The organism is Rhizobium sp. N731 (assembly GCF_001664145.1).
Taxonomy (GTDB): Bacteria; Pseudomonadota; Alphaproteobacteria; order Rhizobiales; family Rhizobiaceae; genus Rhizobium; species Rhizobium esperanzae.
Genome location: NZ_CP013604.1, coordinates 365,753 through 391,314, shown reverse-complemented (window position 1 = coordinate 391,314; position 25,562 = coordinate 365,753). Strand labels below are relative to the sequence as shown.

The following is a 25,562-nucleotide window of genomic DNA, read 5'->3' as shown; positions in this document are numbered from 1 at the left end:
GGTGCGTCTATTTAACCCTCGATGACGGACCGACCCACACGATGACACATCCCGCACCTTTCGATCTGCGAACGCTTAGACGTCAAGCGTGAGATATTCGAGACAAGCAGGACCATCAGGAACATATGCCCCGAAGCCTCGGTACCGCAATCCGGGCACCTGGTGGAAGTATGAACATCATCGGCTAATGCCGTATTTTTGCGCGCTCGCGGGTTCACGATCCGCGCTCCTCGTTCGACCCGCTAACTGACGCCACTGCCGCAGAGCACGGCATCGGAGCCTGCGCACAAGCGCACTGCCGACCATACTGCGATGGCCGACAACCCAGATCTTCTTGTTGGACAAGTCGTACACTCAGAGCTCTTCCCGGCTGTTCAGGGCCTTCCAGTGCTTGACATCCTCGCGCACCATCTCGGCGACGAGCTCCTGAACCGGGGCCTTGTGTTGCCAGCCCAGCTTCTGGCGGGCCTTGGTCGGATCACCGGCAGAAGATCAACTTCCGTCGGGCGGAGGTATCGAGGATCGACTTCAACAAGGCAGGCACCGGACGCGGAGTCGTAGCCAGTCGACGCCGGACGCCTTCCATTCCAAAGTAATGTTCACGTCGGCAAAAGCCCGCTCGAGAAATTGGCCGACACTCGTCGTCTCGCCGGTCGCCAAGACGTGGCCATCCGGTTTGTCCTGCTGCAGCATGCGCGACATGCCCTCGACATACTCACGTGCGTGGCCCCAGTCGTAGCTCCTGGCGCTGTTTTTGGCCAGCTGTCGGGCGCGGCGGGCCTGCGCGATCGAAGTTGGCTTGTTCAGCCACAAGGCGAAGCTCTATCACCTGGGCGCTCGCAGCGTCTCCCGTGCGATACGCCATTTCTCTCTTGGCTACAGGGATGTGCGATTGTCTCCTGTTTTCAAAGCTCTTTGTCCTGCTGATGGTCGCGGTCGCGCTGGCGCGCGGTCGACCTAGACATGTCCTGCGATTGATGAATCGATTGTGAGGTGACGAGAGCGACCGAAGCTGATTCAACATCCACAGCGGAGAGGTGGATGATGGGACAGGCCCTGAGCGATGATCTTCGAATACGGGTTTTGAAAGCGTCTGCGGCGGGCATGTCGGCTCGACAGGCTGCGGCTCGTTTCGGAGTTGGGATTTCGACGGCGATCCGCTGGATTGCAAGAGCGAAAGAGGGTGAGCTGACTGCTCGGCCACAGGGCTGGAGACGACCTTCGGCAGTGGATGCACACGAGGAATTCGTTGTCGCGTTGATCAACGAGCGTAGGGATGTGACGCTCGATGAGATGGTTGAGCGCTTGTCCGTCGAGCGGCAGGTGAAGATCAGCCGCAGCGCACTTGGCGCTTGGCTTCGAAGCCGTGGGTGGACCTTTAAAAAAGACCGCACACGCACTGGAGCAGGACCGACCGGACGTCCTGAAGCGCCGGCGCGCCTGGTTCGATGGTCAATTGGACCTCGATCCGGAGAAACTGATCTTCATCGACGAAACCGGCCTCTCGACCAAGATGTCACGTCTGCGCGGACGTGCATTGCGAGGTGAGCGTTTGCCGTGCCGGCGTGCCGCACGGCCATTGGAAAACAACGACTTTCACCGGTGCGTTGCGCCTCAGCGGAATGACCGCCCCATTCGTCTACGATGGCGCGATGAACGGCAACGTCTTCCTTGCGTATGTCGAACAGGTGCTGGTGCCGCCCCTGGAGATCGGCGACGTCGTCATTATGGATAACCTGCCTGCACACAAGATAGCAGGTGTCCGCGATGCCATCGAACGTGCCGGCGCCAAGCTCATGTTCCTGCCGCCCTATAGTCCGGACTTCAATCCAATCGAGAACGCATTCTCGAAGCTGAAAGCCATGTTGCGAGGCCGAGCCGAGCGAAAGATCGATGCTCTATGGGATGCGGTCGGGGCCTTGATACCTCGCTTCACTGCGGCAGAATGCGCAAACTACCTTAAGGCCGTTGGATATGACCCAGATTGAGCAGGATTTGCTCTAGCGGTGCAAGTGATGCCATCACGACACCGTCTGTCGGCTTTGTCTGATCGGCGACATTAGGTTTGTTTGGCAGTTTCCTGTGGTGGTTCGGAGTAACTTTCTGAAACCCAACAAAAGGATCTTTCCTTTGGCTCGATCGGCCCACATGGCACGGGTTTTGAAGATTGCCATGCGAGGCGGCGCGAGCTGCCTGCCTTTTACTCAGCGATGGATGGAACGAAAGAAGGAAGGCGATATGTCAGATTTGCGTCAAATCGCATTTTACGGCAAAGGGGGGATCGGCAAGTCCACCACCTCCCAAAATACGCTCGCAGCGCTTGTCGACCTCGGGCAGAAGATCCTGATCGTCGGATGCGACCCGAAAGCCGACTCCACCCGGCTGATCCTGAACGCCAAAGCACAGGACACGGTTCTGCATCTGGCAGCGCAGGAAGGTTCGGTGGAAGACCTTGAGCTCGAGGACGTGCTCAAGGCCGGCTACAAAGGCATCAAGTGCGTGGAGTCCGGCGGTCCGGAACCGGGCGTCGGCTGCGCCGGGCGCGGCGTCATCACCTCGATCAATTTCCTTGAAGAGAACGGTGCATATGACGATGTCGACTACGTCTCCTATGACGTGCTCGGCGATGTGGTGTGCGGTGGCTTTGCGATGCCGATCCGTGAGAACAAGGCCCAGGAGATCTACATCGTGATGTCCGGCGAGATGATGGCGCTCTATGCCGCCAACAACATCGCCAAGGGCATCCTGAAATATGCCCATTCCGGCGGCGTGCGGCTCGGCGGCCTGATCTGTAACGAGCGCCAGACGGACCGCGAGCTCGACCTCTCCGAGGCGCTGGCTGCCAGGCTCAATTCCAAGCTCATCCACTTTGTGCCGCGTGACAACATCGTCCAGCACGCCGAGCTCAGGAAGATGACGGTGATCCAGTACGCGCCGGACTCCAAGCAGGCCGGGGAATATCGGGCGCTAGCCGAGAAGATCCATGCCAATTCGGGCCAAGGGACCATTCCGACCCCGATTACCATGGAAGAGCTCGAAGACATGCTGCTCGACTTCGGCATCATGAAGAGCGACGAGCAGATGCTGGCCGAACTACAGGCCAAGGAGTCAGCGGTGGTTGCGGCTCAATAACTGCCGCTGTCGACAGGACGCGCTGGCCCTTGCGCCAGCGCGTCCTTCCAAGAAAGCCGCTTCGGCGACGACGACCTAACCCGAACCTTGAAAGGGGGCAGGGGCCCATGAGCCTTGATTACGAGAATGACAGCGTTTTGCATGAACAGCTCATTGCGGAAGTATTAGCGCAATATCCAGACAAGGCGGCGAAGCGCCGCAAGAAGCACCTCAGCGTCGCAACGAGCGGCGACGAGCCTGGCGATGAGCCGAAGGCCCTTTCCGAATGCGACGTCAAATCGAACATCAAGTCCATTCCGGGCGTGATGACGATCCGCGGCTGCGCCTATGCCGGTTCCAAAGGCGTGGTATGGGGGCCGGTCAAGGACATGGTCCACATCTCGCACGGGCCGGTCGGTTGCGGTCATTATTCCTGGTCGCAACGCCGCAACTACTACGTCGGCCTGACGGGCATCGACACGTTCGTGACGCTGCAGTTCACCTCAGACTTCCAGGAAAAGGACATCGTGTTCGGCGGCGACAAGAAGCTTGAACAGGTCATCGACGAGATCGAGGAGCTTTTCCCCCTCAACAACGGCATCAGCGTGCAGTCGGAATGCCCGATCGGGCTGATTGGCGACGACATTGAGGCGGTGTCGCGCAAGAAGGCCAAGGAGCACGAAAAGACGATCGTGCCGGTACGCTGCGAGGGCTTCCGCGGCGTCTCGCAATCGCTCGGCCACCACATCGCCAACGACGCCATCCGTGACTGGGTTTTCGACAAGAACGAAGTCGAGTTTGAGACCGGCCCTTACGATGTCAACGTCGTCGGCGACTACAATATCGGTGGCGACGCGTGGGCTACGCGCATTCTATTGGAGGAGGTGGGGCTGCGCGTGGTCGGCAACTGGTCGGGTGATGCCACGCTCGCTGAGGTCGAGCGCGCGCCAAAGGCCAAGCTGAACCTCATCCACTGCTACCGCTCGATGAACTACATCTGTCGGCACATGGAGGAAAAATACGGCATCCCGTGGATGGAATACAATTTCTTTGGTCCGTCCCAGATCGAAACCTCCCTGCGCGAAATAGCCAAGCACTTCGGTCCGGAAATCGTCGACAAGACCGAGGCTGTCATCACCAAGTACCGGCCCCTGGTCGATGCTGTCGTCGACAAGTACCGGCCGCGCCTCGAAGGCAAGACGGTGATGCTCTATGTCGGCGGCCTGCGTCCTCGCCACGTCATCACGGCCTATGAGGACCTCGGCATGCGGATCGTCGGCACCGGCTACGAGTTCGCCCACAACGACGACTATCAGCGCACCGGCCATTATGTGAACAAGGGTACGCTGATCTATGACGACGTGACCGGTTACGAGCTGGAAAAGTTCATCGAAGGCATCCGCCCCGACCTTGTTGGGTCCGGCATTAAAGAGAAGTATCCGGTGCAGAAGATGGGCATCCCCTTCCGCCAGATGCACTCCTGGGATTATTCCGGCCCGTATCACGGCTATGACGGCTTCGCCATATTCGCCCGCGACATGGATCTGGCCATCAATAATCCGGTGTGGGATCTCTACGACGTCCCCTGGAAAAAAGAGGCCGCGCCAGCTGAGGCGGTTGCGGCCGAATGAGAGCCTGGCCTGTCTTGGGAAGGGGCAGGCCAGGCTCTTCCTATCGGACTTGATCCGCACTCGTGACAGATGACATCCCATTGCCGCCACCGGTGCGGCGCGATGAAAAGAAAGGTGCTTACTATGCCGCAGTCGGCGGAAAAAGTTCTCGACCATGCTCCCCTGTTCCGCGAGCCGGAATACAGGCAGATGCTCGCCGAGAAGAAAGCCAATTTCGAATGCCCCCACCCGGATCAGGTCGTTGCCGATCAAAACGACTTCACGAAGACCTGGGAGTATCGCGAAAAGAACCTGGGCCGCGAAGCCCTGGTCGTGAACCCGGCCAAAGCCTGCCAGCCGCTCGGTGCCGTCTTCGCAGCCGCAGGCTTTGAGCAAACGATGTCCTTCGTCCATGGCAGCCAGGGCTGCGTCGCTTATTACCGTTCGCATCTGTCGCGTCACTTCAAGGAGCCTTCATCGGCGGTCTCGTCCTCGATGACGGAGGACGCGGCAGTGTTCGGCGGGTTGAAGAACATGGTCGACGGGCTCGCCAATACATACAAGCTCTACGATCCGAAGATGATCGCCGTCTCGACCACCTGCATGGCCGAAGTCATTGGAGACGACCTCCACGGCTTCATCGAAAACGCAAAGAACGAAGGGTCGGTCCCGCACGACTTCGATGTTCCTTTCGCCCACACGCCTGCCTTCGTCGGCAGCCACGTCGATGGCTATGACGGCATGATCAAGGGCATTCTGGAGAACTTCTGGAAAGGCAACGAGCGGAAGGAGGTTGCTCAAGCCATCAACATCATTCCCGGCTTCGACGGCTTCTGCGTCGGCAACAACCGCGAACTGAAGCGCCTGCTCGACATGATGGGCGTATCCTACATCTTCATCCAGGATGCCTCCGACCAGTTCGACACGCCGTCTGACGGTACGTACCGCATGTATGACGGCGGCACGAAGATCGAGGACTTGAAAACGGCGTTGAATGCCGAAGCGACCCTGTCGCTGCAGCACTATAACACGCGCAAAACGCTGGAATATTGCAAGGAGGTCGGTCAGGTTACGGCTTCGTTCCATTATCCGCTGGGTGTTCAGGCGACCGACGAATTCCTGATGAAGGTCTCGGAGATTACCGGCAAGGAAATTCCTCCGACAATCGGCCTGGAACGCGGCCGTCTCGTCGACGCTATGGCAGATAGCCAAGCCTGGCTGCACGGGAAGAAATACGCGATCTACGGCGATCCTGACTTCGTCTACGCCGTTGCCCGGTTCGTCTTGGAAACCGGCGGTGAGCCGACCCACTGCCTTGCTACCAACGGCACGTCGGCCTGGGAAGCCGAGATGAAGGCGTTGCTCGCATCCTCGCCCTTCGGCAAGGATGCCCAGGTCTGGGCGGGCAAGGACCTGTGGGCGTTGCGCTCGCTGCTCTTTACCGAGCCGGTTGATCTTATGATCGGCAATTCCTATGGCAAGTATCTCGAGCGCGACACCGGCACCCCATTGATCCGGCTGACCTTTCCGATATTCGACCGGCACCATCACCACCGTTTCCCGCTCATGGGCTACCAGGGCGGCCTGCGCGTCCTGACGACGATCCTCGACAAGATCTTCGACAAGCTCGATCGCGAGACGAGCGAGCCGGGTGTGACGGACTATTCTTACGACCTGACCCGCTAGGAGCGGCGGCGGTCGGCCTTGTGAGGCCGGCCGCCTTCATCTGAACTTGGAGACCGCAATGCCCTTGCTCAATGCTAAAGTCCAGGATGTCTTTGACGAGCCTGCCTGCGAGAAGAACCGCAGCAAGGATTCCAAGGCGCGCAAAAACGGCTGTTCGAAGCCGCTGATCCCCGGGGCGGCAGCCGGCGGATGCGCTTTCGATGGCGCCAAGATCGTGCTGCAGCCGATCACCGACGTCGCGCACCTGATCCATGGGCCTCTCGGCTGTGAGGGCAATTCCTGGGACAACCGCGGATCGGCTTCTTCAGGTCCCACGCTCTGGCGCACGAGCTTCACGGCGCTGACCGAAGCAGGCGCCATTGAAAAGAAGCCTTTCGATGAGGAGGACTAAGAAATGGGTACATTGACAGGAAGTACGAATGGCCCTGCTGTCAACGAAGATGGGGATCTCGCCACCCCTTTTCTCAGATGCCTGATAAGGCTCATCCGCGCTCAGGATGCCCATGGGGCGTGGGAAGGCAAATCGGACACTGACCTGCTGGCCGACTTCATCCTCACCAAGGAGCAGCGCCGTAAGATCCCGATCATAGGCGATCCGGATCCTGATGTGCTGTGGAGGCTACAGAACTTTTACAGTTGCGTGGGGCTTGTGATCGAAGAGTGCACAGGCCTGTTGGCATCGCCGATCATGACGATCGGCCATGAGGGCTTCGGCCGCTTGCTTTTGACGACTGGACGGTTGGTCGTTCTGTCGAAGACCCTGCGCGATGTCCACCGGTTCGGCTTTGAGACGCTAGGCAAGCTCGCCGAGACCGGCACGAAAATGGTCGATGACGCTATTGAAGTTATCGAAACCTATCCCGACGTGGCGCGGGCATCATGAAATCAATTTTCGAGGAAAGAGATCATGTCAGACATTGTGGAGCAGCTGAAGAAGGTCCGCAAGCTGCAGTCCCGCGCCGCCGCTGCGAAGATGGAGTTGCACGATCTTGCCGAGGACCTTCCGATTAATTGGGCTAGAATCAAGACCATTGCAGGAGAGACGTTCGACGCCTTCGCCGAGTTGAACGCTGCGAAGGAAGAGCTCGCTGCATTGGAGAATTCACGATGACTGGCCCTTTCGTCACGCGCGACGGCTCCAGCTGGGTGCCGGAGTACCTGACCTGCATCGATGCTACAACCTGCATCGGCTGTGGCCGATGCTTCAAAGCCTGCTCTCGCGAAGTCATGCACCTCTATGGCGTCGGTGAAGCGGGTGAAATCCTCGGCATCTGCGACGACGAGGAGGAAGACTTCGATGGCGAGCTCAATCGTATGATCATGGTTGTCGATGAGGCCGGCCGCTGCATTGGTTGCGGCGCCTGCGCGCGCGTCTGCCCGAAGAACTGTCAGACCCATGTCGCGGCAGACAAGGTTACTGCGTGATCTCGCGAACAAGTCAACGCTGTTACCTTCAGATCGTTTGTTGTCTCCTGCTGCTCGTCGTCTGCGCAAACGAACGAACGTAGTTACTTCGTGTGGCATTCCATCCACAAAGTTGGCGCTGCGATGGTGGCTAGTTCGTCGCTTCTTTCAATAGGACTTTTTTAAAAGCGCGAAGTGGCGATCGCTGTCTCGTCGCCCTCGGCGATGAACTTATCCGGTTGCCAAGGCAGATGCCCCGCGATTGGATCGCCACAGATCGTGCCGTTCGTGTCCCATGCCTGATCCGCGGATGCGGCGGTTCTAATCAATGGCGGCCGGTGCAAAGAAGGCACTGCAATTGCACGCAATGTCTCGCGCAAGCTGACCGTCAAGGTAAGCACCAGTGCGCAGCTGACGGAGGCACTTGCGGCGAGGACCGCAACGCCACTTTCCACCCCGCAGGCTCAATACGATCCGACACAGGACGATCCTGAGCGCGGTTGAATTACATGCTAATTCCCTTGTCCCCAGCGCAACCGTCGACATTTCTCGCAAATGTCGGGCATCCGCCACTTTTGTCAGGTTTGTCGTGATTGGAACGTTTTGTTCGCCGGTCTCTCCGTCAAATACACATCAACCTGCCCTCAACCCGCCCATTGATAAAAGAAAATCATCTTCTTGGCGCGTCGGAGCAGTTGGCATGGTGTTTGCTGATCCCTGGTTACAAGCGGCAGAAAGCAGTCTGCATTATGCCGGTTCATGAAACGAACGGAACGGAGGCCACCTGACCGTTCGTCATCGGATCCGCGTTCTACCAAGCGGCCATGCATCCGCCGGCGGAAGGGTCAATCCCGATGTCACAGCTTGCAACCAACTCAAAGAGAAGGAAAATGCAATGACCAAGATTTCCGAAAGATCCTTTGAAACGATCGAAAACCCGGGGTCATCGTCGCTCAAGGTGCCAGATCAGTTCGGCGCATCTGTTGAAAAGGGGAACAAGAAGGTGACAGAGGCTTTTTTGAAATTTGCGTCCGGCGCTGAAGCGACACAGAAAATGCTGCCTCCGATCCTCGAAACGACAAGTCTATTCGGCAACGAATTGTGGTGGAAGACGATCGCTGCACTGCAGGCCGACGCCGAGGCCAGCTTCTCACATTTGCAAGCTTTGCTGGGCGCGAATTCGCCGTCGCAGATCCTCGAACAGCAGTCGACCTTTTTCCGCAAGCGCGTTGAGACAAGTTTGCAGCACGCCAAGGAAGTCCGGGTGCTCTCAAGCAGGGCGGTGGAGGAAATCTCAAAGCCGGTCAAGGATGCTTTTGACAAGGTGCTGACGGACCTCAAGGCGACGTAAAACTGAGGAGACCCTAGAAATACCGCGCGGTGATCTGCCCGGTGAAGAAACACCTGAAGTTCGCACTCGCTTCGATGACCGCCCGGTAACCCCGATCTTTCCCATTCATCTTCTGTGCACGGCTGATGCGCGGGACCATGTCTATGGCGCTTATATTCGCGCCCGAATGCAGAGCCCGCTTGAGCAACTCATTGTTGGCTGCGGGATAGAAGAAAGCGATTAGCGTCTTTTCAGGCGACAGCAGGGCGACCTCATTGATCGAGGCGCACCTTGACGATCACGTCGGCGGCCGCGGCGAGGGCCTGTGGAATTGGAAAACGACCACGACTTCCGCGTTTCGGCAGGCTTCGCTCGAGATTCCCGCCGTTAGGCCGGCACCAGTTCCACTGGCGATCAACAAACTATCGCCGGGGGCCAGCGCATGGAGCGAGCCGAAACCGTGGGATGGCTCGACCGGCGACAGCACGCGGACACCAATTTGTTTCACCCGTTTTGCGTATCAGTCATTCTTGCTCATTTCCTTGTGGCACGTCTCTTCGAACAGCCGGGACCGCGGCTCGACCCATGTCAGAACGAGATGTTAGGCGGGTTCGAAAGTGCTGACTTTCACAGCGGACAAAGATCCGGCTGATTCTGGCCTGAGACGTCATCATTGATTTGGGACAAGGAAGCCGGCGCGGCCGGAGATCATAAAGCATCCTGTTTTGAAAAGGGATGCGAAAATGTCTGATGATCTGATCGCCAAATACGGCGATGCGCGGGTTCCGCGTTATACGAGTTACCCGACGGCGGCGGCTTTTTCTGCAGCCGTGGGGCCGGATGAATATGCCGGCAATCTCGCCCATATCGCCGCGGCTGGCCCGGTTTCGGTTTATCTCCACGTCCCGTTCTGCCGTTCGATATGCTGGTACTGCGGCTGCCACACGACCATCACCCGGCAAGACGCTCCGGTCGCCGACTATCTCGACGTGATGAAGGAAGAGATCGAGCTCGTCTCTTTTGCGGCCGGAAACGACGTGCCCGTCAAGTACGTGCATTTCGGCGGCGGCACGCCGTCGGTCATGAAGCCGCAGGAATTTTCGGCTCTAATGGCAAAGCTCAGGAGTGCCTTCACGTTTGAAGCGAAAGCCGGCGTCGCAGTCGAGATCGACCCTCGCACATTGGTCGCCCCCATGATCGATGCGCTCGCCGAAAACGGCGTCGACCGCGCAAGCCTCGGCGTCCAGAGCTTCGATCCGATCGTGCAGGCCGGTATCAAGCGGCTGCAATCCTTTGAGCAGACGGAAAGGGCGGTCGCCGGGTTGCGCTCAGCAGGCGTCAGCAGCATCAACTTCGACCTAATTTATGGCCTTCCGAAACAGACTGTCCAATCTTGCATCGAGACGGTCCGGCTGGCTGCAGAACTGCGTCCCGAACGTTTCGCCGTTTTCGGTTACGCTCACATACCCGCTTTTAAGAAACATCAGCGCCTGATCGACGAAGCATCGCTGCCGGACGCAAAACAGCGGAACGAGCAGGCGGAAGTGATCGCCGAGGAGCTCCAGAAGGCCGGATATCTGCGCATTGGGCTCGATCATTTTGCACTGCCGAACGATCAGTTGGCGCTCGCCGCGCGCAACAGAACGCTGAGGAGAAACTTCCAGGGCTATACCACGGATGATTGCGATAGCCTGATCGGCCTCGGCGCATCTGCGATCGGGCGGCTGCCGGCCGGCTATATGCAGAACCACGTGCCTCTCGGCCTCTATGCCGAGCGAATTGCCTTCGGGGTGCTGCCGACCGCCAAGGGATATCTTCTCAGCGAGGAGGACAAGCTTCGGGCGAGGGTCATCGAGAGGCTGATGTGCGATTTCGAAGCCGATCTCGGCCAGTTGAGCAGCGGATCGGGTTTCGACACCGGCTTCCTTGTCGAGCGCAACGACCGTCTCGGCGAGCTCATGGCCGACGGCGTCGTGACGATCAGCGGTGAGCGGATTGTCGTATGCGAGGAGGCGCGCTTCATGGTCCGTGCAGTCGCGGCGGCATTCGACGCCTATTTTAGCTCGCACGGGCACACGCACAGCAAGGCAGCCTAGTACTTGTCGCCGGAAGTGTGCATCGGTTCCGGCGACACGAAACGCATCAAAGGCCGCGCGAGAAGACATCGAGTTCCCGTTTCTCGATCGAGGACCCTGCAGTTATCTTCCCAGGAGTCCCGTCGACAACGGCACGTCGAGGAGGATCGACGTCGCAAGTTCGTGTGAAGCAGGGCGGGCGCACTCACAAATACGGTCATCGGGCCGCCCTGTCACAAGTAGATGGGCGCCCGTATCACCGCCTGGACGTCGAGGTCGTTATCGTCGAGCTTTTCGGCTCATTCAAATACAGCTCGATCTCGGCAGGCCCCGGCCCAGGGTATCGTTGGCGACTGACGTCGAACCTTTAAGGTGGCGTGGGCAAGCGCCGGTCCGCAGAGTTGTGCCCATCGCGATTATGGCCGCCGCGCAGGCGCCTGAAGGAGCCTTTTCGCGAGGTGAGCTACCGAGCGCCACATGATCGACGGCTCTCGCCCTCTCACGAACGCGGTTGTTCGAGCACGTCGAAGGACGAGGCAGGGGTCTCCTAGTTGTAGGACTTGCCTGCCGCGGGGATTTCGATCAAACGTTCGACGGCGCCTTCCGTGCAATTCTTGGGTAACCAGAACGAGACCCCGGGTTTTGGCTGGCATCTCCTTCGCGACTGCCGCGCAAAAAAACGACCTCGTTATATTCGTCGTCAGCGAGATTGCCGCCGGGCTAGTGATCTTGCCCACGCGTTCCTTCACAGGTCTGCCGTGCAGATCATAGCTCTTTTCACAGGCCACATTCACTTTCTCGACGGTCCCACCAGGTTTCGGCATCGGCTTTGCCGACAACCGTGTCCGACCACTGCCTTGGACGTCTTGCCTGACAGCGCCTGGCTCTGCTCGATGCTCACTGAGCATCAGCTGCTCCTGGCGAGGCAAACAGCTGCCACGAAAGCCATCGTCATGGGCTGCGCGGTCATCCGCACCTGCTGTGTCTCACTGGGTGATGTTTGTGAGGTCGGCATCGAGCCGCTTGCGCACCATGTTCGGCACCTTTGCAGTCTTGATCGCTTCGAGATTGGGCGGACTGTCACCCACCTGGATCAGGGCAACCATGCCCATGCCGGAATGTGGGGTGCATTTCAGGACATAGACGCCTGGAACATCGAATTTCGCGCGATATAGCTCATTCGGCTTTGACTTGAAGTCGGCAACGCCATCCGGAATGAGGCCTTTGAAGGTTTCGACGTTGTGGCCCTTGTCGGTGGGGATGAAGGTGACGGTGTCGCCGGGGGCGATCTTCAGGAAGCCAGGCTCGAACACCATCGCGCCTTCCGTGCCTTTGTTGAGCATCCGAACCTGGTGGTCGGCCGCCATCAACGGCGCTGCCGAAACAATCAAGGCTGCCGCTGCAGCGATCAGACCGAATTTTAACCGCATTTGCAAGCTCCTTTTCTGCGAGACCCAATCAGCCTCATGAATGTGTCTTAGCAGATGCCGGAATTGGGCTCTTTGACGCCCGTCAAATTCGGGGAAAAAAGGCAGAAGGTCCCAATTTTTGCCTGCTTGCCCAGCGCCCTTGCGAGGGACATGGCAGCCTGCAAGCGATGTAGGAATCACCGAAGGACAAGCACGCTCGGCGAACGTCGGCGCTGCTGAACAGCTTAGGATTGCCGTGACTGAGCTCATATCGCGTCGAGAAGTTCGCGGAGGGCATGAATGTCGATCCCGCGGCTTGTCGCGTGTGTTGAGGTTTACCCTCTGACAGAAATCCTCGGAAAAATCATCAGTGTCGCCCGATAACCGTACCAGCGGGCAAGATTGACGTTCCGCAGGTCGTGCCTGCCCTCGGGAATAACGATGTTGCGCGACGCAAGTTTCGTAACGGTGTGGGCCAGGGTCTCAATGGTCAGGCCGAGATGATCCGCAATGTCTTGACGATTCATGGAAACGCGCAACGGACCTTGGCGGACGCGGGTTGCGCCGGAATGCAAGCTTCACGATGAAGCTGCAGGGGCGCTCCTCGGCGTTCTTCTTCGGCAACAGCACCATCTGTTCATGCGAAGCGGCCGCCTCCTGCCAGAGCAACGAGAGCTAGGTCGAGCGAGCGCATTAGACCGAGCGACTTCCCCGTGGAAACTCATGTGCGATATCCGGCGGATCTTGCATTTCGTGACGGCCTCAGCCGTAAATAGGAAATCGATTTGCAGCGACGCGCCGTTGAGATCGCCGGCGAATTGAAGAGCGATTATCACCCGACGATCTTTCGCCGATGATACGAAGCAGGCGCACGACACCTTCTTCCACCTGGACAAGATGGTTGCTTATCACCCTCCCACCAAATCGCCTTACCGGCTGCGACGGCCTCGGCCGCCGAGCCTACGAACAGCGAAGAGAGGGATTGGCCGGCATGTATGGCTTCGCGCCCCTTCGCGCCATTGTCGAACGCGTGGTTGTTCTGCACAGCATCTTCATCGCCCCTTGTGGCAGTGGGTGCGGTAGAAAGCAGCTGCGTCACACGGGAGTAAGCGGGCGGTGCCAAAGGGGGAAGTTTGCAACAGAGTGTAACAACGTCGGTTCGTCCACCGCTTCCAGTCCGCTTGTTGATGTAGATCAAGGAGCCGTTCCCGTCTTCGTGACAGTCCTGCCTCGAAATCCGAGAAAGCCGGCCGCGAGGCGGTCGTCTGCGCACTGGAGACGACATCATGAATTACACGACAGAAACGATGGTGATCGCGGTCGCAGCGTTTCTGGCGCTGCTCGCGGCCGCATTCGCGCACGATCATCTGTTTGCAGTCCATATGGGTATACTTTGCCTCTGCCTGGTTGCGGGAACGCTGCTGCTTGTCAGAAACGCAGAGTTTTCGCCGACGGGCCAACAGCGCAAAACAGAGCTTACGGGCTATTGCGACGAGGTAATCCGCTACGGCCTGATCGCTACGGTGTTCTGGGGCGTCGTCGGCTTCCTCGTCGGCGTGATCATCGCGCTGCAGCTCGCCTTTCCCGACCTCAACATCGCGCCCTATTGGAATTTCGGAAGATTGCGGCCGGTTCACACATCGGCGGTGATCTTCGCCTTCGGCGGCAACGCGCTGATCATGACATCCTTCTATGTGGTGCAACGCACCTGTCGCGCGCGTCTCTTCGGAGGAACACTCGCCTGGTTCGTCTTCTGGGGCTACCAGCTGTTCATCGTGATGGCTGCGACCGGCTACGTGATCGGCATCAATCAGTCGCGCGAATATGCCGAGCCCGAATGGTACGTCGACCTGTGGCTTACCATCGTCTGGGTCGCCTATCTGGCCGTCTATCTCGGAACGATCCTGAAGCGCAAAGAGCCGCATATCTACGTGGCAAACTGGTTCTATCTCAGCTTCATAGTCACCATTGCGATGCTGCATGTGGTCAACAACCTCGCTGTTCCGGCGTCGTTCCTCGGCTCCAAGAGCTATTCTCTCTTCTCCGGCGTCCAGGATGCACTCACCCAATGGTGGTACGGCCACAACGCCGTCGGCTTCTTCCTCACCGCCGGCTTCCTGGGGATGATGTACTATTTTGTGCCGAAGCAGGCCAACCGGCCCGTCTATTCCTACCGGCTGTCGATCATCCACTTCTGGGCGCTGATCTTCATGTATATCTGGGCCGGTCCGCACCACCTGCATTACACGGCGCTGCCCGACTGGGCGCAGACGCTCGGCATGGTGTTCTCGGTCATGCTCTGGATGCCCTCCTGGGGCGGCATGATCAACGGCCTGATGACCCTTTCGGGCGCTTGGGACAAGATCCGCACGGATCCGATCATCCGCATGATGATCGTCGCCATCGCCTTTTACGGCATGTCGACCTTCGAAGGCCCGATGATGTCGGTCAAAACAGTCAATTCGCTCAGCCACTATACCGAATGGACGATCGGCCACGTGCATTCCGGCGCGCTCGGCTGGGTGGGTATGATCACCTTCGGGGCCATCTATTACCTGACGCCGAAGCTGTGGGGGCGCGAGCGTCTCTATAGCCTGCGGATGGTTAACTGGCACTTCTGGCTCGCGACCCTCGGCATCGTGATCTACGCCGCGGTCCTCTGGGTTGCTGGCATCCAGCAGGGGCTGATGTGGCGCGAATACAATTCCCAGGGCTTCCTCGTCTATTCCTTCGCGGAGACGGTCGCGGCGATGATTCCCTACTACGTGCTGCGCGCGGTCGGCGGAGCGCTTTACCTGGCGGGCGGTCTCGTCATGGCCTGGAACGTGTTCATGACGATCCGCGGCCACCTGCGCGACGAAGCTGCAATCCCGACCACTTTCGTGCCCCAGGCACAGCCTGCCGAATGAGGTGAGACATGGCATCGATACTTGATAAACATAAGACCCTCGAGAAGAACGCGACGCTTCTTCTGGTCGGCTCGCTGCTGGTCGTCAGCATTGGCGGCATCGTTGAAATCGCACCGCTGTTCTACCTGCAGAACACGATCGAAAAAGTGGAAGGCATGCGGCCCTACACGCCGCTAGAGCTCGCCGGACGGAACATCTACATCCGTGAAGGCTGCTATCTCTGCCACAGCCAGATGATCCGGCCGTTCCGTGATGAGGTCGAACGTTACGGCCATTATTCGCTCGCCGCGGAATCGATGTACGACCACCCGTTCCAATGGGGATCCAAGCGGACAGGGCCCGATCTGGCCCGCGTCGGGGGGCGTTACTCGAACGAATGGCACGTCCAGCATCTCGCAAATCCGCGGGCCGTGGTGCCGGAATCAATCATGCCGAGCTACGCCTTCCTCGAAGAGAAGGAGGTGACGGTCAGGAGTATCGGAGAGGACCTCAAGGCCAATGAGGACGTGGGCGTGCCTTACAGCGACGACATGCTGGCGAATGCCGAGGCCGACATGAGAGCCCAGGCCGATCCGAACGCGGACACGGCGGCTCTACTCAAGCGCTACCCAAATGCGAATGTCGGCGATCTCGACGGCGATCCAACCCGGCTGACCGAGATGGACGCGCTGGTGTCCTACCTGCAGATGCTCGGAACGCTGGTTAATTTCTCGACCTATGACGACGCGACCGGCTACCGGTGAGGTGATCCATGGAAACTTACACTGCAATGAGACACTTCTCCGACAGCTGGGGCCTCCTGGCAATGGCCGCATTCTTCGTCGGCGCGGTCATGCTCACCCTTCGCCCAGGTAGCAAGCAGACGGCCAAAGATGCCGCCGATGTTCCCTTGAAGGACGATTGAGATGTCGCAAAAGCATATCGATGAACTGAGCGGCGTCGAAACGACGGGTCATGAATGGGACGGCATCCAAGAGCTCAACAATCCCATGCCGCGCTGGTGGATCTGGACCTTCTACGTGACGATCCTCTGGGCGATCGGCTACGCCATCGCTTACCCGGCCATCCCGATGATCACTTCCGCCACTAACGGCTATCTCGGTTATTCAACGCGCGCCGAGCTGCAGCAGGACCTCAATCTCGCTAAGTCATCGCAGACGGAGTTCCATGACCTGATCGCTGCCAAGACAGTGGAGGAGATCGACGCGGATCCTGCTCTTCGTAAATTCGCGATCGCTGGCGGCGCATCCGCTTTCAAGGTGAACTGCGCGCCCTGCCATGGATCGGGAGCGAGCGGCGGTCCGGGGTTTCCGAATCTCAACGACGACGACTGGCTGTGGGGCGGGGATCTGAATGCCATCCAGGCCACGATCTCTCATGGCATCCGCTTCGACGGCGATACGGATAGCCATTCCTCCGAAATGCCGCCCTTTGCCGGTGTTCTGGAGCCCATCCAGATGAAGCAGGTCGCCGCCTTTGTCTGGGGGCTGACCAATACGCCCTCGGATGTCGGTCTGGCGGCGGCCGGAAAACAGGTTTTCTTCGACAATTGCGCCCCATGTCACGGCGAGGACGCCAAAGGAAAGGTGGAAATGGGTGCGCCGGATCTCGCCGACGCAATCTGGCTGAAGTCGCGGGGTGAAGACGCCATCCTTCGTCAGGTTGCCTCTCCCAAACATGGCGTAATGCCTGCCTGGGCAGCGCGCCTGGGGGACACAACGGTAAACGAGCTTACTATTTTCGTTCATGCGCTCGGCGGCGGCACGTAAGGAGAAGAGACATGACAGCCCACGACCGCAATCCGATCCTCCCTCTCTACGGCGCGCCGCGTGCTGTTATCCGATCGCGTGTCTCAGCCCGCGCCCAACAGATGCCTGCGTCTTCGGAGCAGGACGACCCTGCAAAAATCGGCAATTCGATGGTGAGTTTGATCTGCCTCAAAGACCACAAGCAGACGAGCCGATAGTTTCAGCTCCTGTGGAGGACGTCCCAGCGGTTTCTCCGCCGCTGTCCTCCGGCCACGCCCTTACTCTGGGGCGTGGCCTTTTCGCTTCTGCACGGTCGTTCTTGATCTGCATCAAGGAACGGATCCGCCACGGCTGGGAAAAGAGTGGTGAAAATCGGACAGGTCCTATGAATCTCTATACCCGCCCTAATCTAAATGACATTGACCACGTTCGCGTCGAACCCGTCAACGCCCGGCGCAACCGCCAGCCTCTCTATGCGCCGCGCAAGAAGATCTTTCCGAAACGAGCCGAAGGGCCCTTTCGCCGGTTCAAATGGGTCTTGATGCTGCTCACGCTTGGCACCTATTACCTCGCGCCGTGGATTCGCTGGGACCGCGGTCCCTATGCGCCCAATCAGGCAATCCTCGTCGACCTCGCCTCGCGGCGCTTCTTCTTTTTCTTCATCGAGATCTGGCCGCAGGAATTCTACTATGTGGCGGGCCTGCTCGTCATGGCGGGCTTCGGCCTCTTTCTCCTCACCGCCGCTGTCGGCCGCGCCTGGTGTGGCTATGCCTGTCCGCAGACCGTCTGGGTCGATCTCTTTCTCGTCGTCGAACGCGCTGTCGAAGGCGACCGAAACGCTCGGATGAAGCTCGATGCCGACCCCTTCACTTTCGACAAGCTCAGGAAGCGGGTGATCAAGCACGCGATCTGGCTGCTGATCGCCATCGCCACGGGCGGAGCATGGATCTTCTATTTTGCCGACGCGCCGAGCCTGGCGGCTTCACTGTTTGACGGCAGCGCTCCTGCCGCTGCGTATGCCACGATCGCCACCCTGACCGCGACGACCTATGTGCTTGGCGGCCTCATGCGCGAACAGACATGCACCTATATGTGTCCGTGGCCGCGCATTCAGGGCGCGATGCTGGATGAGAATTCGCTTGTTGTCACCTACAACGACTGGCGGGGCGAGCAGCGGTCGCGCCATGGCAAGAAGGCTCAGGGTCTGCCGGTGGGCGATTGCGTGGACTGCAATGCCTGCGTCGCCGTCTGCCCGATGGGGATCGACATCCGCGACGGCCAGCAGATGGAATGCATCACATGCGCCCTCTGCATCGACGCCTGTGGCGGCGTCATGGACAAGCTCGGGAAGCCGCACGGCCTGATCGCCTATGCGACGCTCAAGGAATATTCGAGCAACATGTCGCTTGCTACTGACGGAGGACGGACAGCCATCCAGCCCTCCAATGTCCGAAACGACGACGGAAGCTTCATGCCAGCTGTCCGGAATTTCGACTGGCGCATCATCTTCCGCCGAAGAATTGTCTTCTACGGTGTCGTCTGGGCATCGATCGGCGTCGCCATGGTCGTCCATCTCGCCTTACGCGATCGGCTCAGGCTCAACGTTATCCACGACCGGAACCCTCAATATGTTCTGGAAAGCGACGGCTCCATCCGAAACGGCTACACGCTGCATGTCCTCAACATGGTGCCGAAGCCGCGGGACGTGACCATCACCCTCGTCGGGCTGGAGGGGGGCACAATGCGCATTCCCGAGTTCGGCGGGCAGGATGCCCGCAGCTTCACCGCTCACGTCGAACCCGACGCGGCCACGACGCTCAAGGTCTTCGTCACGCGCGCCCCAGACGGGGCAGAGATCAACGAATTCCTCTTCGTCATCGAAGATATAGGTCAAGACGCAGGTCAAGCCGACCGGGCGAGCTATCGCGCGGCGTTCAACGCGCCGGGAGACGTGAAATGAAGACTTCTACTCAGGGCTTTACCGGCTTGCACGTGCTGCTTGCCACCTCGGCATTCTTCGCCGTAGTGATCGCCGTAAACGCCACCATGGCCTTCTATGCTGCGTCCAGCTGGAGTGGCATCGTCGTGGAAAACACCTATGTGGCCAGCCAGGAATTCAACACCAGGGCGGCAGCGATGAAGGCAATGGCCGCCTCCGGCGTCGAGGGCGCGCTCGTCGTTAAGGGCAGCCAAATCCGTTACGACATCCACGACCAGGCCGGCACGCCTGCGATCATCGATGATGTCACGCTGAACTTCAAACGGCCCGTCGGCGATCATGAGGATTTCCGCGTGACGCTCCGGAAGACGGGCGAAGGGCGGTTCGAAGCCGATCACCAGGTTGTCGCCGGCGACTGGATCGTCGAGGCCATATCGAGAATGAACGGGGCGGTCGTCATGCATGAGGCCAAACGCTTCGACACCGCGGAGTTCCGCCAATGACCTGCTGCTCGATGGATGCGGAAAGCGTTCTCGGCCTCAGCGCGACATCCGCCAGCGCCGAGGAGGTATGCCTTGCAAGCCACCCGCTCGGGGCTGGGTTACGCCAGGTCGACCTCAGCGTGCCCGACGTCCACTGTGGCGACTGCATATTGACCCTCGAAAAAGCGCTGTCGGCGCTTGCGTTCGTCAGGAAAGCCCGGGTCAATCTCACCGCCAGGCGTGTCACCTGCGTCTATCAGGAAGAGATCGAGGCGAAGGCGACCGATCCCTCCGAAATCCTCGCCGCGATCACCTTGGCCGGATACCGCGCCCATCTCATCACGTCGACAGCACCCGAAACCGACAGGATCCGGAACCAGCTACTGCTGGCGATTGGAGTTTCCGGCTTTGCGGCCGCCAACATCATGATGCTCTCGGTGTCGGTATGGTCGGGCGCCGATGCGGCCACGCGCGACATGTTTCACTGGATCTCGGCGATGATCGCGGCGCCGGCGCTGGTTTATGGTGGACGCTTCTTCTTCAAATCGGCCTGGAGCGGGCTCAAGCGTAGGCGCACCAACATGGATGTTCCGATCTCGCTTGCAGTGACGCTGTCCTATGCGGTCTCCCTATGGGAAACCATGCACCATGGCGAACATGCCTGGTTCGACGCGTCGGTGTCTCTGCTGTTCTTCCTGCTGATCGGCAGAACCCTCGATCATGTGATGCGGGAAAAAGCCCGCGCCGCGATCAACGGGCTTGCCAGACTGGCGCCGCGCGGGGCGCAGCTGATGATGCCGGACGGGTCGCGGCACTACATCCCGGTCGAAGAGATCGCCGTCGGGGATAACATCGCGATTGCCGCCGGCCAACGCATTCCCGTCGATGGCATGATCGTCAGCGGCGAGAGCGATGTTGACCTCTCCATCGTCACCGGTGAAAGCAGCACGGTCGCCGTCGCCGCAGGCAGCGCGCTGAATTCGGGTGCGATGAACCTGACCGGTTCGCTCGTCCTGCGGGCGACCAAAGTGGCAAGGGATTCGCTTCTTTCCGAGATCATCGGCCTGATGGAAGCGGCCGAGGGCGGCAGGGCTCGTTATCGCCGGGTCGCCGATCGCGCCGCAGCACTTTATTCTCCCGCCGTGCACCTGTTGGCGCTGGCCTCCTTTCTCGCCTGGGGCTTGCTTGGGGGCGATTGGAAACAGGCCATGCTGGTCGCGGTCGCGGTGCTGATCATCACATGCCCCTGCGCATTGGGCCTTGCTGTACCGGTGGTCCAGGTGGTCGCCGCCGGCGAACTTTTCCGCAGGGGCATCGTGGTGAAGGACGGTTCGGCGCTCGAAAGACTGGCCGACGCGGACATCGTGGCCTTCGACAAGACCGGCACCCTGACGATGGGCCGGCCCCGCCTCGTCCGAATCGACTCGATCGCGGGCAATAGAGCCATCGTTTGCGCAATGGCGGCGCATTCACGGCATCCGCTTTCCCAGGGTCTGGTGCGGGACATAGACATCTCTTACCCCTTCGCCTTCGACAGGGTCACGGAAATCGCCGGCGGGGGGCTGGAAGCCTGGCAAGGAGCGGACTTCTATCGGCTCGGCAACCGGGCCTTTGCCTGCGGAACCGGGCTCACGCCCGCGGGCGATACTCCGTTTTCGGAGGTGGTCCTGTCGAAAAACGGCGTCGATCTCGCCCGTTTCCTGTTTGACGACACGCTTCGTCCGGGCGCCGCGGAGACTTTCCGCCAGCTCGCTGCAGCCGGTATCGAAACGTTGATAGTATCCGGCGACAGGCAGGCCGTCGTCGACAACACAGCGCGGGCTCTCGGTATCGGCAAAGCTCTGGGCGACCTGGGGCCGAAACAGAAGGTCGAGGAACTCCAGAGGCTGGGCGCCGAGGGCTATCGCGTGCTCATGGTCGGCGACGGGATCAACGACGCACCGGCGCTGGCCGCCGCGCAGGTCTCGATGGCGCCTGCAACCGCATCCGACGTCGGCAGGCAAGCCGCCGACCTTATCTTCTTCAACGATCGTCTCGATGCCGTTCCTGAGGCAATCGCCGTTGCACGAAGATCCGCCAGCCTCATTCGCCAGAACTTTGCTCTCGCCATCGGTTACAACGTGCTTGCGGTACCGATCGCAATCGCCGGCCTGGCAACGCCGCTGATAGCGGCGGTGGCCATGTCGACTTCGTCGATCATCGTCGTGACGAATGCGCTGCGATTAAATGCCTTCGGCCTACGGAGCGAGCCGCTTGCCGGCGGACGTGCGGAAGTTGAAACCGCATGAACATGCTGATCTATCTGATGCCGATCGCACTGCTGATGGGGGGAATGGGTCTCCTGGCGTTCCTCTGGTCGCTGACGAGCCGCCAGTACGAGGACCTTGAAGGAGCAGCTTGGCGAATCCTCGTCGAGGACGAAACCGATTGCAAAAGACCTTGAACCGCTCACGGCCGAAACGAAAGGAAGATCGATGCTATCGAGACATCCCATACTTTTGCGATCTGACCTGTTTCACGGCCTGGACAAAGCAAGGATAGAAGAACTGGCCGACACGGCTCAGTTCCAGATCTTCGCACCGGACGAGCGGATCATCGCCGAGGGCCAGCAGGCGTCGTTCGTCTATTGCGTGATGCGCGGCTTCGTGCGACTTTCGAAGTCGGAATCCGCGGGGCGCCAGGCAGATATCTGCATCTGCGAACCGGGTGAGACGTTCGGTGAATATCTCCTGTCGGCAGGCGGCTCCTACACCTACAGCGCATGGTCCGCCGACGGCGCAGAGGTCGCGTTGTTCGACCTTGTGGAGTTGCGGGCGCTTGCCGACCGGGACCCCGTCATGCGTCGCAACGTCATGCGCATCATGGCCCGGCATCTGCTCGGTGCCATGGATTGCATAGCGGGAGACCGGCTGCACACGGCTGCACAGCGTGTTGCGAATTACCTCGTCAGCCGCTGCCCGGCCTCAGCATCGCAGGCCACCTTTCGCCTGCCTTACCGGAAAAGAATTCTGGCCGGCAAACTCGGGGTTGCGCCCGAAGCCCTTTCGCGGGCTTTCGCTGCCCTCGGTCCTGCAGGGGTCGAAGTCAGAGGCAGGGTCGTCGTGGTTGACAGCGTCGATCTGCTGCGGAAGGCGTGCTGACCTCGGGGCAGGGCGATAACCGCGCCGGAATTCGACAACCGTCAATATGGCGATCGCTTGCTCCGTTATGGCCAGGCGCAAAAAAGCACCAGGACGGATTGTTTTTGTGATCTCGACTGTCTTCATCGCTTGCTTCAGGCCTTGTCCGCATCAACGGTGGCGCTGACGACACATGCGGATACCGTCGGACTGGCGGGCTTAATAGGGAAGTGCAGACGAACGGGCGCAACGAGCACCAACATGCGACGGAGAGCGTCCGGCGCTATTCTTCGAGGGGCCGTCGCGAGATAACCCATGCTGATGGTGCTTGCGAAGAGGTAGATGAACAGGCCCTTCGCGAGATAATTCTCAAGCGTGCCTGCCGCGGCAAATCCATTTTGCCAAACGAAGAAGCCCACGGCGGATCCAATTGCGAACCCCGTCGCCAAACGCGTGAGTATGAACCTGATCATGCGAGGCATGGCACCACCTCAGACTTAGTCATTACAAATGGCCGGGCAACGGAAATGCTGGCTGGCCAATTGAGTTTTGTCAACGACTGGCGCAAGCCGTCATGCAAGCAGCGGCGGGAGCCGGAGACTACAACAGTGCATCTTCTGTCTTTCGCAGCCGGCGTTATCACGCCTGCGAATGCGTCGAGGCTGAGTGAGTTGCGAGTTGCAAGGACGATGGGCGCTAAGGACCTAGCGCGGCGGCGGCTTCTGTGGTCGCGCGGTTTGCCAGACGTGTCGGGATGCGGGAATAAAGAACGGCACCGGCCACGCCCACGACCGCATAGAGCACGAAATCAGCTTGATGGCGATCTGTCGACCAAGCCCGACGAACGCCCTCGCATCAGGCAGGGCGTCGGCTAAGGCGCCGACGAGGCTGTGGCGCGCGAACGTCCTCATCCCATCGGAATCGCCGACGTGCGAGCTTGCTATGCCAATGGTGCGGGTCGAGCGCACGGTGCCGTTTCCATTCACCGAAGGCGCCCAATAGCTACCCTTCACAACAATGATCCGGCAAGCCTTTGGACGCGCGAGACGCTAGGAGAAGATGCGCCCCGGCCTTGTCTCGTCGGGTGCTGCGCCCACATCGCGATCCAGTGAACACCTCTCCTCAATCCTGCGAGGGCGCCGAGAATTTGTTCAGCGGAGTGCCGGTTCATCAAGCCGGCTCATGCTCGGACGATTCATCAGTCAAGATCAAGCGAGTCGGATTTTTCAAGTCGAACTCAATAACACGTGGCACGAAGAGACGGGCATAGCGCGTAAAGGCGCTGGTCGGCGGAAAGCGAATTACCGTATCGCATCGGGCGAGAAGGTACATCTCTGTAAGAGCAGAGATACCACCGTCCACTCCCAGCGATGCACTGTGTAATGGCCCGGCCTGGGCCGCCTGGAAGCATTTCGGGATAGTGATTAGATCGGGGAACACACCGAGTAAATGGTCCCGTACCTGCGCGCTGTCCGTACACAAGAAAACCATCACAGGGCGTCGATGCGGCAGCGCTTTGGCCTTCTCGATGGCAGTGCACACCTGGCGTAAGGCCAACTCCGGATCGGCCCAGTAGGGCGTATGGTCCATTATATCTTCGCCATTGCCATGCCGTACGTGCACACCGATGATACTGCGCCCCTTGAAGTGCTCCTGATAGATGGCGTGAATACGAGCCTGAATTTCAGGTCTAAGGTTGAGGCTCTGAAATATCTGGCGTTCGGCAGCTTGGTCGCACCGCCACATTAAACAGGCATCACAGACTACCGTGTTGGCATCAGTATCGTCCTGGGCTTGAAGAAGCTCGGTCAGTTCGTCACGTTCCCGGAAAATTTGCTCATCGGGGCGGTAAACGCTCTCGATTGAGGGCTTGTTCCACCATGATGGGAAGAACGGTCCCGGAAATGAGAACTGGTTGATCTGGTCATCGCAAATAACCCGTACGCCAGCAATATCTTGAATCGGCTCGAAGAACACCGTAAAAGCGTTCGTGAAGGGTTGATTGAGATAGCAGGAGCCACGCCAATCGATGGCCAGCGTCCGCCCCGTTCGCTGTGCATAGCGCCAAGCTGCCGCCAGCGACCAGAGACAATCACCGAAACCAGTCCGCCGTCGAGAAACAACATACCGATCCCTCTTCAGGTCGCCAGCGAGCATGTTCGTTGCCTTGTTCTGGAAAAGCGCATCGGCTTAAATCCTGCTGAAATTTTGCATATCAATTCCCGGACCTGCATCAACGCTCGTGATTCTCGCCAATTTTATGCATGACCCTTCGTCGCACAGATTTACCATTTTACGCCAGACTGGAAGTTGCGGCGCCATACGCCTTTTCAGTCCGGGCATTGAAGCCGCCGCATAGCCCTCCGTCATCGTTCAGTCGTTTATCTCGCACCCGATCCAACCCATCGGCATCGCACTTGGCTCGGAGCGAGAGGCCGGAGCTTACGTTGCGGTACGGCTCATGTTGGCGCGCTTCGCCGATTCATCGAGGGTGGCGCCGATCTAGCCAATTCCCGTCCTTTCCCGCTACCTGATCTCTATTTCATGCGTCTTCTGGAGCATCCTGGGGAATCCGTAAAATCGATTGTTTGGATAATCTCCATCCGCTTGATGGATAAGTGTGGCCACCATTGCGTCACGGCTGCCACCGTGGCGGCGATGCTGGCGAGTTTCACAACTGCGGCTCGCTGGACAAGCAGTCGATGATCGTGCCGCGGCCCAGGTTGTTGATTCAGACGAG

The 25,562-nt window shown here is 59.3% G+C and carries 21 protein-coding genes and 5 pseudogenes; 20 read left to right on the top strand and 6 right to left on the bottom strand.

Annotated elements, in window-relative coordinates; translation table 11 throughout:
* Positions 1 to 354: 354 nt before the first annotated feature.
* A pseudogene (locus AMK02_RS31945) lies at positions 355 to 813 on the bottom strand (GDP-mannose 4,6-dehydratase).
* Positions 814 to 1,044: 231 nt separating this feature from the next.
* On the opposite strand from AMK02_RS31945, the pseudogene AMK02_RS30770 reads away from it, so the two are divergent.
* The 9 genes and pseudogenes from AMK02_RS30770 (at position 1,045) to AMK02_RS25010 (ending at position 9,162) form a co-directional block, all read left to right on the top strand.
* Positions 1,045 to 1,988, top strand: a pseudogene (locus AMK02_RS30770) (IS630 family transposase).
* A 250-nt stretch (positions 1,989 to 2,238) separates the two neighbouring features.
* Complete coding sequence (nifH, locus tag AMK02_RS25045) at positions 2,239 to 3,132, top strand: nitrogenase iron protein (protein WP_004675840.1); 894 nt, start codon at positions 2,239 to 2,241, stop codon at positions 3,130 to 3,132.
* A 107-nt stretch (positions 3,133 to 3,239) separates the two neighbouring features.
* A complete protein-coding gene (gene nifD / locus AMK02_RS25040; RefSeq protein WP_010023084.1) occupies positions 3,240 to 4,742 on the top strand; it encodes a nitrogenase molybdenum-iron protein alpha chain in 1,503 nt (500 codons plus the stop codon).
* 123 nt (positions 4,743 to 4,865) lie between these two features.
* Complete coding sequence (gene nifK, locus AMK02_RS25035) at positions 4,866 to 6,407, top strand: nitrogenase molybdenum-iron protein subunit beta (protein WP_018247184.1); 1,542 nt, start codon at positions 4,866 to 4,868, stop codon at positions 6,405 to 6,407.
* A gap of 58 nt (positions 6,408 to 6,465) precedes the next feature.
* A pseudogene (locus AMK02_RS25030) lies at positions 6,466 to 6,768 on the top strand (nitrogenase component 1); the annotation flags it as partial.
* A 33-nt stretch (positions 6,769 to 6,801) separates the two neighbouring features.
* Positions 6,802 to 7,290 (top strand): NifX-associated nitrogen fixation protein, encoded by a 489-nt coding sequence (locus AMK02_RS25025; RefSeq protein ID WP_009991126.1) that lies wholly within the window; start codon positions 6,802 to 6,804, stop codon positions 7,288 to 7,290.
* Positions 7,291 to 7,314: 24 nt separating this feature from the next.
* The gene (locus tag AMK02_RS25020; protein WP_009991124.1) at positions 7,315 to 7,518 is read left to right on the top strand and encodes a CCE_0567 family metalloprotein; all 204 of its coding nucleotides are present in this window, start codon (positions 7,315 to 7,317) and stop codon (positions 7,516 to 7,518) included.
* The gene (gene fdxB, locus AMK02_RS25015; protein ID WP_004677870.1) at positions 7,515 to 7,832 is read left to right on the top strand and encodes a ferredoxin III, nif-specific; all 318 of its coding nucleotides are present in this window, start codon (positions 7,515 to 7,517) and stop codon (positions 7,830 to 7,832) included. Before AMK02_RS25020 ends, fdxB begins: the two co-directional genes overlap by 4 nt.
* An 874-nt stretch (positions 7,833 to 8,706) precedes the next feature.
* Positions 8,707 to 9,162, top strand: coding sequence for a phasin (locus AMK02_RS25010; protein WP_010024976.1), 456 nt, complete (start codon positions 8,707 to 8,709; stop codon positions 9,160 to 9,162).
* A 13-nt stretch (positions 9,163 to 9,175) separates the two neighbouring features.
* On the opposite strand, the gene AMK02_RS25005 is transcribed toward AMK02_RS25010, so the two are convergent.
* Positions 9,176 to 9,406: an NAD(P) transhydrogenase subunit alpha gene (locus AMK02_RS25005; protein WP_225880318.1), complete on the bottom strand. Its 231-nt coding sequence runs from the start codon at positions 9,404 to 9,406 to the stop codon at positions 9,176 to 9,178.
* A gap of 478 nt (positions 9,407 to 9,884) precedes the next feature.
* Between AMK02_RS25005 and hemN the strand changes: the two genes are divergently transcribed.
* Positions 9,885 to 11,237 carry an oxygen-independent coproporphyrinogen III oxidase gene (gene hemN / locus AMK02_RS25000; protein ID WP_016737481.1) on the top strand — a complete coding sequence of 451 codons (1,353 nt, stop codon included), beginning with the start codon at positions 9,885 to 9,887 and terminating at the stop codon, positions 11,235 to 11,237.
* Between the two features lie 965 nt (positions 11,238 to 12,202).
* On the opposite strand, the gene AMK02_RS24995 is transcribed toward hemN, so the two are convergent.
* Both AMK02_RS24995 and AMK02_RS31940 read right to left on the bottom strand, forming a co-directional pair.
* Positions 12,203 to 12,646, bottom strand: coding sequence for a pseudoazurin (locus AMK02_RS24995; RefSeq protein WP_004674399.1), 444 nt, complete (start codon positions 12,644 to 12,646; stop codon positions 12,203 to 12,205).
* A 306-nt stretch (positions 12,647 to 12,952) separates the two neighbouring features.
* Positions 12,953 to 13,670 (bottom strand): annotated as a pseudogene (locus AMK02_RS31940) (cyclic nucleotide-binding domain-containing protein); the annotation flags it as partial.
* A gap of 241 nt (positions 13,671 to 13,911) precedes the next feature.
* Between AMK02_RS31940 and ccoN the strand changes: the two are divergent.
* The 10 genes from ccoN to AMK02_RS24940 all read left to right on the top strand — a co-directional run bounded on the left by ccoN (position 13,912) and on the right by AMK02_RS24940 (position 22,843).
* Positions 13,912 to 15,534, top strand: coding sequence for a cytochrome-c oxidase, cbb3-type subunit I (gene ccoN, locus AMK02_RS24985; protein ID WP_046977167.1), 1,623 nt, complete (start codon positions 13,912 to 13,914; stop codon positions 15,532 to 15,534).
* An 8-nt stretch (positions 15,535 to 15,542) separates the two neighbouring features.
* The gene (gene ccoO, locus AMK02_RS24980; RefSeq protein WP_046977166.1) at positions 15,543 to 16,277 is read left to right on the top strand and encodes a cytochrome-c oxidase, cbb3-type subunit II; all 735 of its coding nucleotides are present in this window, start codon (positions 15,543 to 15,545) and stop codon (positions 16,275 to 16,277) included.
* Positions 16,278 to 16,285: 8 nt separating this feature from the next.
* Complete coding sequence (locus AMK02_RS24975) at positions 16,286 to 16,438, top strand: cbb3-type cytochrome c oxidase subunit 3 (protein WP_016737484.1); 153 nt, start codon at positions 16,286 to 16,288, stop codon at positions 16,436 to 16,438.
* Between the two features lies 1 nt (position 16,439).
* Positions 16,440 to 17,303: a cytochrome-c oxidase, cbb3-type subunit III gene (gene ccoP, locus AMK02_RS24970; protein ID WP_004674413.1), complete on the top strand. Its 864-nt coding sequence runs from the start codon at positions 16,440 to 16,442 to the stop codon at positions 17,301 to 17,303.
* 11 nt (positions 17,304 to 17,314) lie between these two features.
* Entirely contained in the window at positions 17,315 to 17,500 is a 186-nt protein-coding gene (locus AMK02_RS32370) for a hypothetical protein (RefSeq protein WP_004674416.1), read from the top strand.
* Positions 17,501 to 17,667: 167 nt separating this feature from the next.
* Positions 17,668 to 19,242, top strand: coding sequence for a cytochrome c oxidase accessory protein CcoG (gene ccoG / locus AMK02_RS24960; protein WP_011053473.1), 1,575 nt, complete (start codon positions 17,668 to 17,670; stop codon positions 19,240 to 19,242).
* Positions 19,239 to 19,724: a FixH family protein gene (locus AMK02_RS24955; RefSeq protein WP_011053472.1), complete on the top strand. Its 486-nt coding sequence runs from the start codon at positions 19,239 to 19,241 to the stop codon at positions 19,722 to 19,724. The genes ccoG and AMK02_RS24955 overlap by 4 nt, the downstream gene beginning before the upstream one ends.
* Entirely contained in the window at positions 19,721 to 21,991 is a 2,271-nt protein-coding gene (locus AMK02_RS24950) for a cation-translocating P-type ATPase (RefSeq protein ID WP_011053471.1), read from the top strand. Before AMK02_RS24955 ends, AMK02_RS24950 begins: the two co-directional genes overlap by 4 nt.
* Positions 21,988 to 22,146 (top strand): cbb3-type cytochrome oxidase assembly protein CcoS, encoded by a 159-nt coding sequence (gene ccoS, locus AMK02_RS24945; protein WP_011053470.1) that lies wholly within the window; start codon positions 21,988 to 21,990, stop codon positions 22,144 to 22,146. Before AMK02_RS24950 ends, ccoS begins: the two co-directional genes overlap by 4 nt.
* Before the next feature lie 31 nt (positions 22,147 to 22,177).
* Positions 22,178 to 22,843 carry a Crp/Fnr family transcriptional regulator gene (locus tag AMK02_RS24940; RefSeq protein ID WP_011053469.1) on the top strand — a complete coding sequence of 222 codons (666 nt, stop codon included), beginning with the start codon at positions 22,178 to 22,180 and terminating at the stop codon, positions 22,841 to 22,843.
* A gap of 275 nt (positions 22,844 to 23,118) precedes the next feature.
* Here AMK02_RS24940 and AMK02_RS24935 read toward each other — a convergent pair.
* Positions 23,119 to 23,304 (bottom strand): annotated as a pseudogene (locus tag AMK02_RS24935) (hypothetical protein); the annotation flags it as partial.
* Positions 23,305 to 23,992: 688 nt separating this feature from the next.
* Positions 23,993 to 24,979: a nodulation protein NodZ gene (locus tag AMK02_RS24930; RefSeq protein ID WP_010025697.1), complete on the bottom strand. Its 987-nt coding sequence runs from the start codon at positions 24,977 to 24,979 to the stop codon at positions 23,993 to 23,995.
* Between the last annotated feature and the right edge of the window lie 583 nt (positions 24,980 to 25,562).

Excerpts from the sequence above, each read along its gene's own strand:
- ccoG (WP_011053473.1), top strand. The coding sequence starts at position 17,668 with ATGAATCTCTATACCCGCCCTAATCTAAATGACATTGACCACGTTCGC.
- ccoS (WP_011053470.1), top strand. The coding sequence starts at position 21,988 with ATGAACATGCTGATCTATCTGATGCCGATCGCACTGCTGATGGGGGGA.
- AMK02_RS25025 (WP_009991126.1), top strand. The coding sequence starts at position 6,802 with ATGGGTACATTGACAGGAAGTACGAATGGCCCTGCTGTCAACGAAGAT.
- AMK02_RS24975 (WP_016737484.1), top strand. The coding sequence starts at position 16,286 with ATGGAAACTTACACTGCAATGAGACACTTCTCCGACAGCTGGGGCCTC.
- hemN (WP_016737481.1), top strand. The coding sequence starts at position 9,885 with ATGTCTGATGATCTGATCGCCAAATACGGCGATGCGCGGGTTCCGCGT.
- AMK02_RS32370 (WP_004674416.1), top strand. The coding sequence starts at position 17,315 with ATGACAGCCCACGACCGCAATCCGATCCTCCCTCTCTACGGCGCGCCG.
- ccoO (WP_046977166.1), top strand. The coding sequence starts at position 15,543 with ATGGCATCGATACTTGATAAACATAAGACCCTCGAGAAGAACGCGACG.
- AMK02_RS25020 (WP_009991124.1), top strand. The coding sequence starts at position 7,315 with ATGTCAGACATTGTGGAGCAGCTGAAGAAGGTCCGCAAGCTGCAGTCC.
- AMK02_RS24955 (WP_011053472.1), top strand. The coding sequence starts at position 19,239 with ATGAAGACTTCTACTCAGGGCTTTACCGGCTTGCACGTGCTGCTTGCC.
- ccoN (WP_046977167.1), top strand. The coding sequence starts at position 13,912 with ATGAATTACACGACAGAAACGATGGTGATCGCGGTCGCAGCGTTTCTG.
- nifH (WP_004675840.1), top strand. The coding sequence starts at position 2,239 with ATGTCAGATTTGCGTCAAATCGCATTTTACGGCAAAGGGGGGATCGGC.
- nifK (WP_018247184.1), top strand. The coding sequence starts at position 4,866 with ATGCCGCAGTCGGCGGAAAAAGTTCTCGACCATGCTCCCCTGTTCCGC.
- ccoP (WP_004674413.1), top strand. The coding sequence starts at position 16,440 with ATGTCGCAAAAGCATATCGATGAACTGAGCGGCGTCGAAACGACGGGT.
- AMK02_RS24940 (WP_011053469.1), top strand. The coding sequence starts at position 22,178 with ATGCTATCGAGACATCCCATACTTTTGCGATCTGACCTGTTTCACGGC.
- AMK02_RS24950 (WP_011053471.1), top strand. The coding sequence starts at position 19,721 with ATGACCTGCTGCTCGATGGATGCGGAAAGCGTTCTCGGCCTCAGCGCG.
- AMK02_RS24930 (WP_010025697.1), bottom strand. The coding sequence starts at position 24,979 with ATGCTCGCTGGCGACCTGAAGAGGGATCGGTATGTTGTTTCTCGACGG.
- nifD (WP_010023084.1), top strand. The coding sequence starts at position 3,240 with ATGAGCCTTGATTACGAGAATGACAGCGTTTTGCATGAACAGCTCATT.
- AMK02_RS25010 (WP_010024976.1), top strand. The coding sequence starts at position 8,707 with ATGACCAAGATTTCCGAAAGATCCTTTGAAACGATCGAAAACCCGGGG.
- fdxB (WP_004677870.1), top strand. The coding sequence starts at position 7,515 with ATGACTGGCCCTTTCGTCACGCGCGACGGCTCCAGCTGGGTGCCGGAG.
- AMK02_RS24995 (WP_004674399.1), bottom strand. The coding sequence starts at position 12,646 with ATGCGGTTAAAATTCGGTCTGATCGCTGCAGCGGCAGCCTTGATTGTT.